At 62.3% G+C, this 15153-nt stretch carries 11 protein-coding genes; 5 read left to right on the top strand and 6 right to left on the bottom strand.

From position 1 onward, the window contains the following. Positions 1–3: 3 nt before the first annotated feature. The 6 genes from F4Y38_02495 to F4Y38_02470 form a co-directional block, all read right to left on the bottom strand. Positions 4–1044: a thiamine biosynthesis protein gene (locus tag F4Y38_02495; protein MXY48148.1), complete on the bottom strand. Its 1041-nt coding sequence runs from the start codon at positions 1042–1044 to the stop codon at positions 4–6. 13 nt (positions 1045–1057) lie between these two features. Further along, the gene (locus F4Y38_02490; protein MXY48147.1) at positions 1058–2125 is read right to left on the bottom strand and encodes an Mrp/NBP35 family ATP-binding protein; all 1068 of its coding nucleotides are present in this window, start codon (positions 2123–2125) and stop codon (positions 1058–1060) included. A gap of 176 nt (positions 2126–2301) precedes the next feature. Next, entirely contained in the window at positions 2302–2520 is a 219-nt protein-coding gene (locus tag F4Y38_02485; protein ID MXY48146.1) for a sulfurtransferase TusA family protein, read from the bottom strand. Between the two features lie 30 nt (positions 2521–2550). Continuing rightward, a complete protein-coding gene (locus F4Y38_02480) occupies positions 2551–3702 on the bottom strand; it encodes a cysteine desulfurase (protein MXY48145.1) in 1152 nt (383 codons plus the stop codon). Between the two features lie 15 nt (positions 3703–3717). Continuing rightward, positions 3718–4248, bottom strand: coding sequence for a molybdenum cofactor biosynthesis protein MoaE (locus F4Y38_02475; protein ID MXY48144.1), 531 nt, complete (start codon positions 4246–4248; stop codon positions 3718–3720). Beyond that, the gene (locus tag F4Y38_02470) at positions 4229–4495 is read right to left on the bottom strand and encodes a MoaD/ThiS family protein (protein ID MXY48143.1); all 267 of its coding nucleotides are present in this window, start codon (positions 4493–4495) and stop codon (positions 4229–4231) included. Before F4Y38_02470 ends, F4Y38_02475 begins: the two co-directional genes overlap by 20 nt. Before the next feature lie 613 nt (positions 4496–5108). On the opposite strand from F4Y38_02470, the gene sprA reads away from it, so the two are divergent. The 5 genes from sprA (at position 5109) to F4Y38_02445 (ending at position 14502) form a co-directional block, all read left to right on the top strand. Next, on the top strand, positions 5109–11417 hold the full coding sequence (gene sprA, locus F4Y38_02465; protein MXY48142.1) for a cell surface protein SprA: 6309 nt from the start codon (positions 5109–5111) through the stop codon (positions 11415–11417). Positions 11418–11435: 18 nt separating this feature from the next. Beyond that, on the top strand, positions 11436–11897 hold the full coding sequence (locus tag F4Y38_02460) for a ComEA family DNA-binding protein (protein MXY48141.1): 462 nt from the start codon (positions 11436–11438) through the stop codon (positions 11895–11897). 223 nt (positions 11898–12120) lie between these two features. Continuing rightward, a complete protein-coding gene (rsmD, locus tag F4Y38_02455; protein MXY48140.1) occupies positions 12121–12759 on the top strand; it encodes a 16S rRNA (guanine(966)-N(2))-methyltransferase RsmD in 639 nt (212 codons plus the stop codon). Beyond that, positions 12756–13241: a pantetheine-phosphate adenylyltransferase gene (coaD, locus tag F4Y38_02450; protein MXY48139.1), complete on the top strand. Its 486-nt coding sequence runs from the start codon at positions 12756–12758 to the stop codon at positions 13239–13241. The genes rsmD and coaD overlap by 4 nt, the downstream gene beginning before the upstream one ends. Before the next feature lie 49 nt (positions 13242–13290). After that, positions 13291–14502, top strand: coding sequence for a pyridoxal phosphate-dependent aminotransferase (locus F4Y38_02445; GenBank protein MXY48138.1), 1212 nt, complete (start codon positions 13291–13293; stop codon positions 14500–14502). The last annotated feature ends 651 nt before the right edge of the window (positions 14503–15153 follow it).

Below are 15153 nucleotides of genomic sequence, written 5' to 3'. Positions count from 1 at the left end.
ACCCTAAATCCGCCACGCCTCCAGCACGGACTCCTCGACCGGGGACGGTTCGAGTATGCGTTCGGCATCTTCGTAGCGGCAGGTGACCGGGGTGTCGGCATCCGCCTTCGAGCCCGCGTACCGCACGGTCATGCCCGCGATCTGACGCAGGTCATCGTCGGTGGGATGGCCTTCGACCAGGGTGGTCGGACCCGTGACGTCCTTCGTTTCCAGTCTCCACCGGCCCGGCGTGTAGCGCTCCAGGAACTTGTTTTCCCCTTCTTCCCGCCCCATCACGACCTTGACGTCGGACTTGACGCGGAAGTGACGACCGATCTTGAGGAGCATCACGTCGTCCATGGTCAGGTTTTCCTTGCCCTCATATTCGAAGAAGTCGAGGATACGCCGGCCGAAATTCGCATCGGTCAGATAGCAGCAGCCCCCAGCGGGTGAAGGATAGTCCTCGATGCCGTACTCCTCGGCCATTTCCATCTGCTTCTGCCGGGAGCGTCCCTGGATGTCGCCCAGTTTCTCGCGGTCCACCCACCCCTCCTGTTCCGGCACGGTGGGTGGCAGGCGCTTCGCGGAAAGGGGCCGCAGCAACAGGCCGTCCAGTTCAGCGTCACGGTCGATGACGTTCATGGGCTGGCGGCGCTGGGACATGGGCCGCTGGCCGAGGACCTCGCCGGTGAACATGAACTGGGCGCCGATCTCGTCCATGTACTGGCGGGCCCGCCTGAACATGAAGATGCGGCAGTCGATACATGGATTCACGGTTTTTCCGTAACCGTATTTCGGATCGGTCAGGACTTTCAGGTAGTCCGGACCGGAGATGTCGATCATTTCGACGGGCAGGTCCAGCTTGGCGCCGGCCTGCAGGGCCTCGTTGCGCACCGGTTTCTTGCGCTTCCGCGTCTTGGACCTGCGGTTGTGCTCCACCACGCAGAAGCCGGTGTAGAACGTGAGTCCCTGTATCTCGATGCCCTGCCGCATCAGCATGGCGGCCGCTATCGTGCTGTCCAGTCCGCCGGACAGCAATCCGACTGCTTTCACGGGTTTGGACATGGCTTGAGCCTCCTCATACCCCGATCGATGTCCGGAGCGTTTCCGCCACCCTGCGGAAGGCCTCGGTCTGCTGCGAGTCCGGTTCCCTCCGGACGATGGGGGTACCCTGGTCGCCCGCCAGGCAGACCGCCGGATCGATGGGCAATGAACCGACGAAGGGCACGCCCAGCGCCTCGCTGGCCCGCTTTCCTCCGCCCGTTGTAAAGATATCCGTACGGTCGCCGCAGTGGGGACAATTGAAATAGCTCATGTTTTCGACGATGCCGAGAATGGGCACGTTCACCTGCTGGAACATGGCCACGCCGCGCCGCGCGTCGATCAGGGCCACGTCCTGGGGCGTCGTCACCACCAGGCCGCCGGTCAGCGGCACGGACTGGGTCAGCGTCAGGTGCGCGTCCCCCGTGCCCGGGGGCATGTCGATGACGAGGCAGTCCAGTTCTCCCCACAGGACGTCGCGCAAAAGCTGCTGCACGGCCTGGTGGACCATGGGACCCCGCCAGGTGACCGACTGGTCTTCCGGGATCAGGAATCCGAATGACATCATCTTGATGTCGTGGGCGATCATGGGCAGGATCTTCTGCCCCACCACGCCGGGCTGGTCCTTGACGCCCATCATAGTCGGGATGCTGGGACCGTAAATATCGGCGTCGAGCAGGCCCACGCTGGCACCGGCGTCGGCCATGGCCACGGACAGGTTCACCGAGACCGTGGACTTTCCCACGCCGCCCTTGCCGCTGGCCACCGCCACGATGGTCTTGACGCCCGGCAGTTCGATCTTTCCGGGCTGCCCGGGCTGTCCTTGCTGTCCCGCCGGCCCGCCCGCTGGTCCCTGGGCCGTGGCCGACTGTCCCGGCGGCGGCCCGGTGATCTGGACGTCCTGCACCCCGGGCATGCGCTCCACGGCTTCTTTGGCCGTCAGGGTGATCTGGCGCCGCGTGGATTCGTCCTGGGTGGAAAAGGCCAGGCTGAAGGCCACGTGACCGTTGGAGGCCTGCACGTTCTTCACGAGGCCGAAGGAGACGATGTCGCGGTCGAATCCCGGGTACATGATCTGCTTCAACCGGTCCACCACGTCCCGCATGGTCACTTCATGGGCCATCTTTTACTCCTGATCGGTGGCGCTGCGCTGCGCAACCGCTTCAATCCAACCGTAAACCTTCCGATGATCGTACGGGCATCCAACCGATAGTCAAACGGGCAACCATCCGATGGTCGAATCTCGATGCGCAATCTACATCCGACGGCCCGCCAGGGCAATCACTTTACCTTCTTTACGAACAGCCTGTATTCCTCGCCTTCCTCGATGGTGTCGAGCAGGGCGTGCCCGTTGCTCGCGCACCAGGCCGGCATGTCCTCCAGGATCTGGGGGTCGTCGGCCAGCACTTCCAGCACTTCCCCTACGGCGATCTCCCGGATGGCCGACGCGGTCTTCATGATCGGCACGGGACAGAGCAGGCCGAAGGTGTCGAGGGTCATGGCCGGTTGGTTCACGGTTCGTCGAGCCTCCTACGCCGTCACACCGGCGATGGCGCGCAGTTCTCCCACGACCTCAGAGAGCGCGTCCAGTGCCGCGCCGACCTCGGATTCCTCGGTGTCCGGACCTACGGTGATCAGCAGCGAGCACCGGGCTTCGGCCGCCGTCCGCCCCAGGGCCAGCAGCACGTGCGACGGCTTGGCCGCGTGGGCGGCGCACGAGGAACCGACGGAAACGGCGACGCCCCGGGCGTCGAGCATCAGGACCGCGGATTCGCCGTCGGCCTCCGGTATCCACAGGTTGAGGTGACCCGGCAGGCGCAGATCGGAATGCCCGTTGATGGCGGCATCCGGCAGGCGGTCTCTCAGGCCGCGTAAAAGCGATTCGTCCAGCCGCTTCAATCGGTCGATCCGGGCAGGCAATTCATCCGCCGCCAACTCAGCCGCCCTGCCGAAACCCACGATCGCCGGGATGTTCTCGTGTCCGCCTCGACGGCCGTCTTCCTGGACGCCTCCTTCCACCTGGGGACGCAGACGGGTGCCGGCCTTCACGTAGAGGGCTCCGGCGCCTGGCGGACCGTTCAGGGATTTGGCGGTAAGGGACAGGGCATCCACGTTCAGATTGAGAACGTCGACGGGCATGCGCCCCACGGCGGCCACGGCATCGGTATGCATGACCGCGCCGTTCCGGCGGGCGATCTCGGCGATTTCGCGCACGGGCTGGATCGTGCCCGTCTCATCGTTGGCACACATGACGGAAACGAGGACGGTATCGTCCCGCATGGCCCGCGCAACCTGGTCGGGCTGCACGACGCCGTCCCCGTCGGCAGGGACCTCCGTAATGGCGAACCCCTGCCGTTCCATGGCTCTCGCGGCATACAGCACGGCGTGATGCTCGATACTCGAAACGACCAGGTGCCGCCCGCGTTTCGTGCTCGCCTGCGCAATCCCCTTGACGGCCAGGTTGTCCGCTTCGGTGCCGCTCGCCGTGAATATGATCTCGCCGGGATCGGCGCCGATCAGTCCCGATACCCGGCCGCGCGCCTGTTCCAGGGCGTTACGTGCCTCCACACCGGCCCGGTGAAGGCTCGACGGATTCCCGGCGAATTCGCGGAGGCAGGGCTCCATCACTTCGATGACACGGGGGTCAACCGGTGGCGCCGCGCCGTGGTCCAGGTTTATCATGACAGGGACCGGTCTTCAGGTATTGCGTTCCACCCATTCCCGCTCCCCGTCTGCCCGGATCTCCTTCTTCCAGACGGGCACGATCTGCTTGACGCGGTCGATCGCGTAGGAACAGGCCTCGAATGCGTTTTTACGGTGGGGGGTCGCCACGGAGATGAGGATGCTGATCTCCCCGATTTCGAGCGTGCCGACGCGATGGATCATGGCGACGTCTTCGATGCCCCATTTCTCGCGGATTTCCTCGCCCACTTCCCGCATCTTGGCTTCGGCCATCTCGGCGTAGGCCTCGTATTCCAGGCGCAGGGTCCTCCGGCCGTCCGAGTGGTCCCGCACGGTACCGGCGAAGGTGACCACCGCTCCGTGGTGGGGCTTGAGGGACCATTCGAAGAGAGCGTCCGGCTTGATGTATTCGCTCGTGATCTTGTACACGCGCTTGAACCTGCCTCTTTGGGAGGATTCGTGCCAACTATGACGTTCATCGCCGCTGGCGACGAACTTCACCCTCGCTATCGGACCGGGCCGCCGCTCACGAGGGATAATCCGCATCGCCGCCGCCGCTCACGGGCGGAATGCACGCCAGTTCGTCTCCGTCAGCCAGCACGGACTGCCGATCGGCGTATTCGCGGTTCACGGCCAGCATCACGCTCCGGTCGTAGCTCGCCAGGGCGGGATAGGCATCGACAAGCTCCGCAAAGGCCTCGCCAACGGTGGTCCCCGCCGGGAGATCCACCTCGACCGACGCCGCGCCTACCGCGTCCTTGCATCCTGCGAAACATTTGACGATGATCCGCATGGCCGTCCTTTGCAGGCGTCATCCGTAGTCGGGAAAACCGTTACAGAATAAGGTAAAAACGCCCGAATGTCAAGCGGGGCGCCTGTTCAGGATCGGGAGGACTCGCTGTCGCTGTAAGACGTAAAACGGAGTGTATGCGAGGAATCGACACCGGGGGTTCCGTGTTGATCTTTGACGTAAAGTGAAGGGCAACCGGGCGCCGGCCGATAAACCGGGAATCACGGTGGGGAACCGCGAATCCCGCCGGGTCCTATTTCAACTTCCTTACCCGGTAAAAACAGGCGGCGGTCAGGCCCGTGATTACGGTCCATGCGATGATGAGAAAGACCCATCCGCCCGTGGTCAACTCGGTGGCTTGTTGTTCCATGGGAAGCAAACTCCAGATTTCGTTTTCAGCATCGGGGCCGACGGCGCTCGTGCTATGGCGCCCACGCGAACGCGGTGTGCAAGGTTACGCTAATCCCGGCGGCGGGCCGTGTCAAGTCTTTTGCCGGCGGGCTACCCGTCATGGAACGGGCTTCCCGTCATGGAACGCCAGGTATCCTTCGGTCGTCCTTCAGACGTACCAACAGGTATTGCGAGCGTCGCTTCCCAGGTATATTTTCGTTAATCTATGAAACGCAATTTCACGATTTTCCTCAGCCTCGTGCTGATATCCGCGTGTACCTTCGCCGCACAGGCACAGGGGGAAGGCCCTGTGATCCGGCTCGAAAGCGCACGGCTGCACTTCGTAACGTTCGAAGAGGTTGACGAAATCGCCCGCGGGCAAAGCAAATCACCGCTGCGTACGCTCTCCGACACGCCGTGGCTTTTCGGCGGACGGACCGTCGTCTATCCCGATCTCCAGCTCCTGGCCTACATCGACGGGGAACGCGGGCTCGGCCGGCGCGTTCCGCTGGTTCTTTCCTTCGACCAGTACTACCGGCTGCGCAGTGCTGCGCAATTCAGGACGCTGTGGCGGACGTCCGTGCTGTCCTACGTCTTCGACACCGAAACGCGACTCAGCCAGGAAGGCCTGCTGACCCTTGATGTGCCGGTGAACCTGCCTACTTTTCTCGGCGGCGGCTCACCCGTAATCCGGATCCTCGGAAACCAGCGCATCGAGATGGACATGGCCAGCGAATGGACCGAAGGCAGTGCGAGCACGGCGACCAACCGGTTTTCCCGCACGCCTAACGTGTCCATGAAGCAAAACCAGGAATTCACCGTGACGGGGAACATCGGCGAGAAGATCGAGGTAAACATCAAGCAGAACAGCGAAGCGTTCACCGATCTCGACAACAACCTCGCCATCCGCTACCAGGATGTCTTCGACGACGGTCGGGAAGGAAACGGCATCCTGAAAAGCTTCGAGGCGGGCAACGTTTCCCTCGAACTGAAGAACACGGAGTTCACGGGCTACACGCAACAGCACACCGGACTGTTCGGGATCAAGACGACGGGCCAACTCGGCGGCTTCCACCTGACCGCGATCGCCAGCCAGGAGAAGGGGGAAGGCGAGTCGGCCACGTTCCAGGCGGGTTCGCAGGGTTCAAGCCGGACGATCAGGGACCTCGACTTCAGGCGCAGGACCTACTATTTCATCGACGAACGGTACCGCCGAAACTTCTCGCGCAGGGACGCAAACGGTTCCCACATCGCGGCGGAGGACTCGGTCCGATTGATCCAGGTCTACGTGTCGGGGCAGGTGACCCTCACCAACCAGGCCAGGCTGGTCAATGCCGGCGCCTTCCCGGAGCCTCCGGTATACGACGCCGAGGGTGTACTCATCCAGGGCTCCGAGGAAGGTGAGTTCATCGAAGGGAAATTCAGGTTCCTGGAATCCGACGAGTTCTACGTAAACGAACAGTTCGGCTACATCGCGCTTAATACGCCCCTTCAGGATGATGACATGCTCGCGGTGTACTATGAGACGGTGAGTCTCGACGGAGAAGTCAGGAAGTACGGCCGGCTCGACGGCGACGTCCCGCTGCTGCGCCTGCTCAAACGGCAGCAGGAAAGCCCTCCCGATGTGCAGGACGATCCCTCCCAGTGGGGTACCTGGCAGTACGAGTGGCGCAACGTGTACTACCTGGGCCAGACGGATATCGATCCTAATAACTTCGACCTGAGGATCTACCGAATCGAGTCCGAAGGCGAACACAGCGAGATCGACGAGAACGGAACGCCTTACGTCCAGCTGCTGGGGCTCGACCGCCGGGGAGTGGACGCCCACTCCGAGCCCGACCGGCGCGTCGATATCGACTACTCGCTGATCAATTTCGAACGGGGCGAACTGATCTTCCCCGACCAGTATCCCTTCGCGCCGATGCTGACCCGGAACTCCGCCGGACAGCTGGCCTACCCGGATACGCAGGACGAAGGCCTCCCCGACGAAACGCCCGGGATTTACAACCTTTCGAACGAACAGATCATCAGGGAACATAGCAGGCTGCACAAGTACTTCCTGGAGGTCGAATACCGGAACCAGTTGTCCCAGTATGCGCTCGGGCGGACCAACATCATCGAGGGGAGTGAAATCGTCCGGTTGAACGGCCAGCAACTGCAGCGGGATACGGACTACATCATTCTGTACGAGGTCGGACAGATCCGTTTCACGAATGAGGATGCCCTGACCCCGGATGCCGACGTGACCGTCCAGTTTCAGTTCGCCCCGTTCTTCAAGCCCGTGTCGAACACCCTGCTCGGGCTGCAGGGCGAATACCAGTTCAGCGAACGGTCCTGGATCAAGGGCACCTTGCTGTACCGGTCCGACAAGTCCCTGGAACAGAAATCCCGGATCGGCCGCGAAACCGGGCGCTACATGATGTGGGGCATCGATGCGCGCCTGGAATTCGAACCGGACTTTATGACTTCTTTCATGGACTTCATTTCCCCCGCGGACCTCGGGGACGAGGCGTCCTCGCTGATCATCGAGGCCGAACTGGCCCAGAGCGTGCCCAATCCCAATATCCTGGGCGACGGGTTCATCGACGACTTCGAAGGCAGCAAGGAGGAAACCGACCTGGGCGTGCGCCGCAGCGGCTGGCGGCCGTCCAGTCCGCCCGATCGGCACACGCACGGCCAGCGGGGCCGGTTGATCTGGTACAATCCCCTGGAGCAGGTCGACGTCCGCCAGATCTATCCGACGCGCGAGGTCACGGGCCGCGACCAGCTGCAGCACGTGCTGATCATGGAATTCGATCCCACGGAACCCGACCTGCGCTGGGGCGGTATACACGCGGATTCTACCTTCAACGCGCCGGGGCAGCCCATGGGACCGGATGACGTGCTGAACCGTTGGGCGGGTCTGATGCATCCGCTGTCCGGCAGCTACGTCGACCAGACGCGCAGCCGGTTCATTGAGTTGTGGGTGAATGGAGACCGGGGCGAACTGCACATCGACCTAGGCGTGATCAGCGAGGACGTCAATGACGACGGACGGCTGGATACGGAAGATGACCGAAGCGACGGTTTCGGAAACAATCTCCTGGAACCGGAAGAAGACATCGGGCTGGACGGCCTGCGGGACGAGGACGAGACCGGTTTCGACCCGGTGACGAATCCGGACCCGCACGGGGACAACTTCGCCTTCGAAGGCACGCGGGGCGGAAACGTGCCGGTCGACCAGGTCGACTACAGCAGGATCAATGGACCGGAAGTCAATGCCAGCGATCCGGACCAGAACCGGCGTCCCGATACCGAAGACCTCGACTACTCCGGATTCCTCGATGTACAAAACGATTACTTCAAATTCGTCGTGAACCTGAGTCCGGACCACGAAGACACGATGTTCGTAGCCGGCGGCGACCGGGAGCGATCCAACTGGAAGAACCCGGACAGCTGGCGCCTGTACCGCATTCCGCTGGACACCGGACTGTCCGGCGCCGACCCGCTCGGCCCGGGTCCGCGGGAGGGTGACGCGGGCGGACAGGGCAGTGCGGAATCGATGGTGGGGGGTTCCGCAACGTCAAACCGGGCTTACGACGGTTCGGTGGGCATGCCGAGGTTCCGCCAGATCGAAACGGTCCGGCTATGGATCACGATGGTCAACGAACCGGTAAAAACGCGCATCGCCTCCATCAACATCGTGGGCAACCAGTGGCAGGAAGACTTTCACGGAGCCATTACCGATTCCAGCGGTTTCCCTGTACCGGCCGAAACGCTGGCGAAATACGAGGAGACTTTCGATGTGGCCGTGAAGAACACCTACGACAACCCGGGGGAATACACAACGCCACCAGGCGCGATCATCGAGTACGATCGGGTAACCGGCCTGCAGAACAAGGAGCAGTCGCTGATCCTCACCTATACCAACCTGCAGCCTCACCACAGCGCCCAGGCCTACCGTACGCTATTCTCCTTCCAGGACTATACGTTGTACAATACCCTGAGACTGTACATCCACGGTTCGGATCAATTCGAAGGCGGCCGGTCGCCCGACTTTTTTATACGATTCGGCAGCGGTGAATTCGACTATTACGAATACAGGACCCGCGTGGTCCCGGGCTGGGACGATGCGAATCATCTCAGGGTCGTTTTCGACGACCTGACGATCCTGAAAAGCGAAACAGAAGCCGCGCGGGCGACGGCGACGACGGCGGATACTACCTATACGGTCATATTGAGCGACGGAAAGGGACGTCCCGTGCGTTTCAAGGAGGGACCGCCGGGCACGGGAAGCACGCTGGCCATCGCCGAGCTGGAAGGGAACAAGCAGTACAGGGTACTCGGAGCACCCGCGCTGGCCCGGGTTCGCCATATCACGGTCGGGATCTACAATCCTTACGATTCCGAACTCGAGGGAGGCGAGTTCTGGCTGGACGAACTGAGGGCCGGTGACGTCAGGCGCGACCGGGGCCTGGCCGGACGCTTGAAAATAGACGCCGATTTCGCCGACGTGTTCTCGCTGTTCGGGACCGTCAGAAGCGTGGGCAGCCACTTCCGCCGGATAGGCGGTGAAGAAGCGGGGAGCAGGACCACCGTGATGAACTTCTCTTCCCTGTTGAACCTGGGAAACATGTTGCCGGAAGACTGGGGGCTGTCCGTCCCGGTGCGCCTCCGCTGGAGGAACGATCTCAGGCTGCCCCGGTTGCTGGTCGGCTCAGACATCGTCCCGCTGAACAGCGAACAGCGCGAAGCGCAGCGCACGGAGAACACCGACCGGTCCTTCTCGACTTCAATCTCCAAGCGTATCGGTTCCTCGAATCCATTCGTCGCCTGGACCCTGGAACGCCTCCGGTTCGACTACACGTCGACCAACTATTACCGGCACTCCGTTTCCAGGATCGATACCTCCGGGGCCTACCGGGCCCGGCTGCAGTACAACCTGACCCCGCGTTCGAGGATCCAGTGGCCGATTCTCGGCTGGATGCCGCTGCCGGATTTTATTTCAGGACTGACGTTCAACCCGCTCCCCGTTCGACTGGAGTTGTTCTCGGAGATAAACCGCGACAGGCGGATCTATCTCAACAGGCCGGGGCGGACCGTCGAGGCCGGAGATCCCGGTGAGACCCCTTCGGTCATTTCGGACCGGAGTGAACGCTTCACCCGGTATCTGAATCGGAATATCAGAGCGATCATGGAACCTTTCAGGTCGTTGAGAATGAACTACAACCTTGCCGTTTCCAACGACATGAAATCCGATTCCACCGTATCGTTTACCAGCCTGGAATTCGGACCGGAAACCAGCTTCCGCCAGAACCTGGGCATTGATTACCGGCCCGAAATCACCACCTGGTTCAGGCCTTCCTACAACTTTACCACGTCATACGCGGAGAACCGGAATCCACAGCTTCAGCTTGTCGGCGCTTCTCCGGAAGCGAGGACCATCACGTTCAACAACCAGCAGGGCGTGCGTACCAATGTCAACATGGCCAGGATGGTATCGAACGTTTTCGGTAGAACTTCCAGTAGTTCGGAACCGGGAGATTCCGGATGGTTCAGGCGTAACGTGGCAGAACGGTTTGTCACCGTCTTGAGCAATCTCTCGCCGGTCACGCTCAATTTTACGGTCAGCCGCAATCAGAACTTCTTCAACGCGGTCTCCCGCCCGACCCTTCGGGAGCGCATGGGGTTGTCGGACTATTTTTCCGTACCGTTCGATACCCTGGGGACCGGCGGCGGGTTTACCGGCATTCAGCGCAACCAGGAATCGGAAGCGAACCGGTCGACCTTCAACGTCGGAACGGGGATCAGTTTCCTAGGGGCGTCCTTTTCCGTCAGGCCCACATGGGTGTCGACCCATAACCGGTCCACGAACCTGAACCGGAAGCAGCGCAACAACACGTGGCCGGAAATGAACCTGCGCTGGAGTCCCAATCCCAGGAGCATGGGTGAATTCGGCCGGCTGTTTCGTCGGATCGAATTGTCCAGCGGTTTCTCGAGACGCAACGTCAAGAGTACCGACCTGAAGCAACAGGACCTGGCGATCGCCCAGGGCGCCGCGTCGGGTGATTCGGACCCCGGCGAATCCGCCATCACCCGGACGACCACGACGACCCTGTCTCCACTGTTCGGTTTCGTCTTCGACCTGAACGCGGGCCTGGTGCTGAGAGGCAATTTCACTACATCGGACGGACTGACCCAGTTCGGGCGGAACGCGACCGATCAGAAACTACAGAACAGGTCGGTAACCGTCGCCTTAGACTACCGGCTCAGGCCCGGAATCCGGATCTTCGGGAGGAGAACGAGCGGGGACATCAACGCCCGGCTGCAATTCACCCGGAACTCCAACAGGACGCTGATCTCTCGGTTAGGCGGCGATTTCCAGGCCAACAACGGCCAGAATCAGAACCGGTTCTCGGTTACGACGGACTACCGCTTCAGCAGGTACGTCCGCGGTGGCGTGACGCTTGAACTGACGAACACGCTGAACGTGATTACCCAGCAGAAACGGCTTCGTCGAGGCGGCGGGCTGTGGACCGAGTTCGTCTTCAACTGATTTGCTCCGAGGGTGACTATGACAAAAGGGGAGATCCAGGCCGTCATCTTCGTCGCGGCAAGCATGCTGGCCGGCGCCGTTATTCTGCTGGTGAAACAGTACGATTCGGATTTCCTGCCCGATCTGGGACCGGCTCCGGTCCACGGACGGCTGAACGCAGGCATCGAGACGGGATCCGCCACGACTGACGTGGACGATTCGAACGCACGCCTCCCGTCCACCAGGGCGGACTCGGGACAACCGGACTCGGGACAACCGGACGCGGGACAACCGGCCGACGGCAACCTGCTCGTGCCGGTAAACACCGCGCCTGCGTCCGAACTTCAGAAACTGCCGGGGATCGGTCCGAAACTGGCGGAGGCGATCATCGAATATCGGACACGGTCCGGACCTTTTAAGCGGGTCGAGCAGCTGCTCGACGTGAAGGGGATCGGTCCCGCCAAACTCGGCCGTATGCGGCCCCTGGTGAAGCTGGAGTGAATGGCTACGCGCCTGGTCGCGCCCGGAGGCGTCCGAATGGCCCCTGTGCCCAGGTGCAGGTCGCGCCTGGACGCGCTTGGTCGGAAGCCATGGGTCGGCGTGCCGGAAATCCCCGCAAACAGCCGGAAAACCGAGGTTTCCCAACGGCCTTTTTTGTTGACATGCACCCCCTGCAAATCTATTTTCGATGTGGTCCGAACGGTAATGGCCGGAGGTGGGGATCATGCTGCGAATCGGCACAGGAATCGCCAGGGGCCGTCGGCTGAAGTCCGTAACCGGCGACATCCGTCCCACCGGCAGCCGCGTACGCGGATCGCTGTTCGACATCCTGTCGGCACGAATCGTCGATGGTACAGTGCTGGACCTGTGCGCCGGCACGGGAAGCCTGGGCATTGAAGCGCTGAGCCGCGGTGCGCGCTGCTGCCTGTTCGTCGACCGCGACCGGCGCGCCGCCCGTTCGATAAAAGACAATCTCGCCCTCTGTGGGTTTCGCGGAAGCGGCAGGATCTGGATGACAGACGCCGTTCGGGGTCTCGATCACCTCGCCGACCATGCCTGCGCGGTGGACATCATACTCGCCGATCCGCCCTATGGCGATCCGGTCGTACGGAAAATCGTCCGGACCGTCGGCGAACGGAACGTGTTGGCTCCGGGCGGCCTGCTCGTCCTGGAGCATCGCGGAGACGATCAACCGGAATCCTGCGAAGGTCTCGACCTGGTGCGCAGCCGAACGTACGGTGACACGGCGCTGTCTTTCTTTCAGCCCACCTCGTCCAATCAACCCGTTGCAGCGGCATCCGTGAACCGTCCGGAAGTCCTGCCCATCGATCTTCCACCTCCTTCATCGAGAACCCGGCGATGAAAGTTGCGGTGTATCCCGGTACTTTCGATCCTGTGACCAACGGACATCTGGATGTGCTGAGACAGGCGCTGACCGTGTTCGACCGGGTGGTGGTGGCCGTTGCGACCAACATGGAAAAGCACCCGATGTTTTCGGTGGAGGAACGCGTGGACCTGTTCCGGCAGGCAGTGGACGGCTGGACGGGGGTCGAGGTGATGTCGACGGACGGACTGACGGTCGAACTGGCCGGAAGGCTCGGCGCCCATGCGATCGTCCGCGGCGTTCGTTCCGCGGGAGACCTGGAAACGGAATCCCAGATGGCGCTCATGAACCGGCGCCTGGCCCCGTCGGTGACCACGGTATCGTTCTTTCCCGGTGAACCATCGGTGTACGTGAGTTCTTCGCTCGTCAAAGAAGTCTTCCGGTTCGGTGGCGACGTAAGCCATCAGGTCCCGCCTCCCGTGTTAAAGGCACTGTCGGAAAAACGCGGCTCAATCGGCTGAACCCCAGGTTATTCAAGGACTGCCCGACTCCACCCTCCGCCCCCTTCTCATGCCCGCTATTCGTCCCCTTTCCCGAAAACTGGATCGCATCGCACCCTCCGCGACCACCGCACTCAACGAGCGGGCCATCGCGATGAAACGCGAAGGCGTCGAGGTTTTCAACTTCGCCGTGGGCGAACCGGACTTCCCCACGCCCGACCACATCAAGGAAGCCGGCATGGCGGCGATCCGGGACAACCTCACCCGGTACACGCCCGCGACCGGCATCCTGGACCTCAAGGAAGCGATCTGCCGCAAGCTGGCCAGGGACAACGGGCTCGAATACGCGCCGAACCAGATCGCGACGACCTCCGGCGGCAAGCACGCCCTGTACAACCTGCTCTACGTGATCTGCGACGAAGGCGACGAGGTACTCGTCCCGGCGCCCTACTGGGTCAGTTATCCCGAGATGGTCAAACTCGCGGGCGCCGTTCCGGTGGTGCTGAACACGGGACCGGACGCTTCTTTCAAGGCGACGGCCGGCCAGGTGCGGTCCGCGATTACGCCGAAGACCAGGGCGCTCCTGCTCAACTCTCCCTCCAATCCCACGGGCATGGTGTACTCGAGGGACGAACTCGCCGCCATCGCCGAAGTGGTCATGGATGCGGGGATATACGTCATAACGGACGAACTGTACGAGAAGATCCTGTATGACGGCCATCGCCACATAAGCATCGCGGCCCTCCATCCGCGGATGAAGGAACAGGCGCTGGTGGTCAACGGACTGTCCAAGGCGTACGCCATGACCGGATGGCGACTGGGTTACGCCGCCGGTCCCGCCGAGGTGATGGATCTGGTCTCGAAATTCCAGGGACAGACAGTCTTGCATCCGAGCGCCATCACCCAGCACGCGGCCATCGCCGCGCTGATCGGCCCCGAGGACTTCCTGCCCCCCATGATCAAGGCGTTCGACCGGCGGCGGAACTACATCATGGGAAGGCTGCGGAACATGGAAGGCGTGGCGTGCGCCCGGCCCGGCGGCGCGTTCTACGTGTTTCCCGACTTGTCGGCGTATCTGGGCCGCAGGCGGCCCGACGGCAGCCCCATCGAAGGATCGCTGGACCTGGCCATGTACCTGCTCGAGGCGTACCAGGTGATTTCGGCGCCGGGCGCCGCCTTCGGGTCCGAGGGCTGCCTGAGGTTTTCCTACGCAACCACCCTGGACGTGATCGAAAGGGGCATGGACCGGGTAGAGGAGGGGTTGTCGTCCCTGGCGGGTTGACCGGCCGCGAAGCTCCGCGGCAACCTGTCGAACGCACGGTGGAACCATGGAAAACTCGAAAACCGCGCTTGCGGATTACCGGCATCTTTTCAGCAGGATCGACGAGAAGGGGCTTGCCCGAGTCCTGGAACTCGCCCTCGACCGGCAACTGATCGTCAAGCTGCTGCACATCTGCGGACTGGTCCGGGACGGGCGGGACCTGGCGACTACGGCGATGCATACGCTCGCCGCGCAGCTCGCCGGGGACTGCTTCGAGCGGGAAGTCACGGCCGCACAGGTCATCCGGACCCTGGTTCAGACCAGTTCACGGGAGATCGAACAGATCGGGAGGTCGTCCCCCGAAGGCATAAATTCCCTGTTGAGTGACAGGACCGACGCCTATACCCGGGAGTGCGGACGGATGACCTTCGCCATGTTGCTGGACGAACGGGAGGCGGTTTACGCGCCGGCCATAGAACGCCTGAACCGGATACCGGCTTTTCAACCCCGGTCCGGCGTATCGGAAGAGACGGCGTCCCCCTACCTGCGGGACGATCCCGTTCTGAACGAGGGGCAGGAGGACGCGCGCCGGATGGAGGATACCGACCCGGCCTTGATCGAAGCCCGCCGGTACGGCGCGGACCTGGAAAAACGGAATCGGATCCTGGAAGA

The organism is Gemmatimonadota bacterium (assembly GCA_009838645.1).
In the GTDB taxonomy this organism is placed as follows: domain Bacteria; phylum JAAXHH01; class JAAXHH01; order JAAXHH01; family JAAXHH01; genus JAAXHH01.
This window is presented reverse-complemented; position numbering and strand designations above follow the sequence as displayed.

Excerpts from the sequence above, each read along its gene's own strand:
- F4Y38_02445 (MXY48138.1), top strand. The coding sequence starts at position 13,291 with ATGCCCGCTATTCGTCCCCTTTCCCGAAAACTGGATCGCATCGCACCC.
- sprA (MXY48142.1), top strand. The coding sequence starts at position 5,109 with ATGAAACGCAATTTCACGATTTTCCTCAGCCTCGTGCTGATATCCGCG.
- F4Y38_02475 (MXY48144.1), bottom strand. The coding sequence starts at position 4,248 with ATGCGGATTATCCCTCGTGAGCGGCGGCCCGGTCCGATAGCGAGGGTG.
- F4Y38_02485 (MXY48146.1), bottom strand. The coding sequence starts at position 2,520 with ATGACCCTCGACACCTTCGGCCTGCTCTGTCCCGTGCCGATCATGAAG.
- F4Y38_02495 (MXY48148.1), bottom strand. The coding sequence starts at position 1,044 with ATGTCCAAACCCGTGAAAGCAGTCGGATTGCTGTCCGGCGGACTGGAC.
- rsmD (MXY48140.1), top strand. The coding sequence starts at position 12,121 with ATGCTGCGAATCGGCACAGGAATCGCCAGGGGCCGTCGGCTGAAGTCC.
- F4Y38_02460 (MXY48141.1), top strand. The coding sequence starts at position 11,436 with ATGACAAAAGGGGAGATCCAGGCCGTCATCTTCGTCGCGGCAAGCATG.
- F4Y38_02490 (MXY48147.1), bottom strand. The coding sequence starts at position 2,125 with ATGCGGGACGTGGTGGACCGGTTGAAGCAGATCATGTACCCGGGATTC.
- coaD (MXY48139.1), top strand. The coding sequence starts at position 12,756 with ATGAAAGTTGCGGTGTATCCCGGTACTTTCGATCCTGTGACCAACGGA.
- F4Y38_02480 (MXY48145.1), bottom strand. The coding sequence starts at position 3,702 with ATGATAAACCTGGACCACGGCGCGGCGCCACCGGTTGACCCCCGTGTC.
- F4Y38_02470 (MXY48143.1), bottom strand. The coding sequence starts at position 4,495 with ATGCGGATCATCGTCAAATGTTTCGCAGGATGCAAGGACGCGGTAGGC.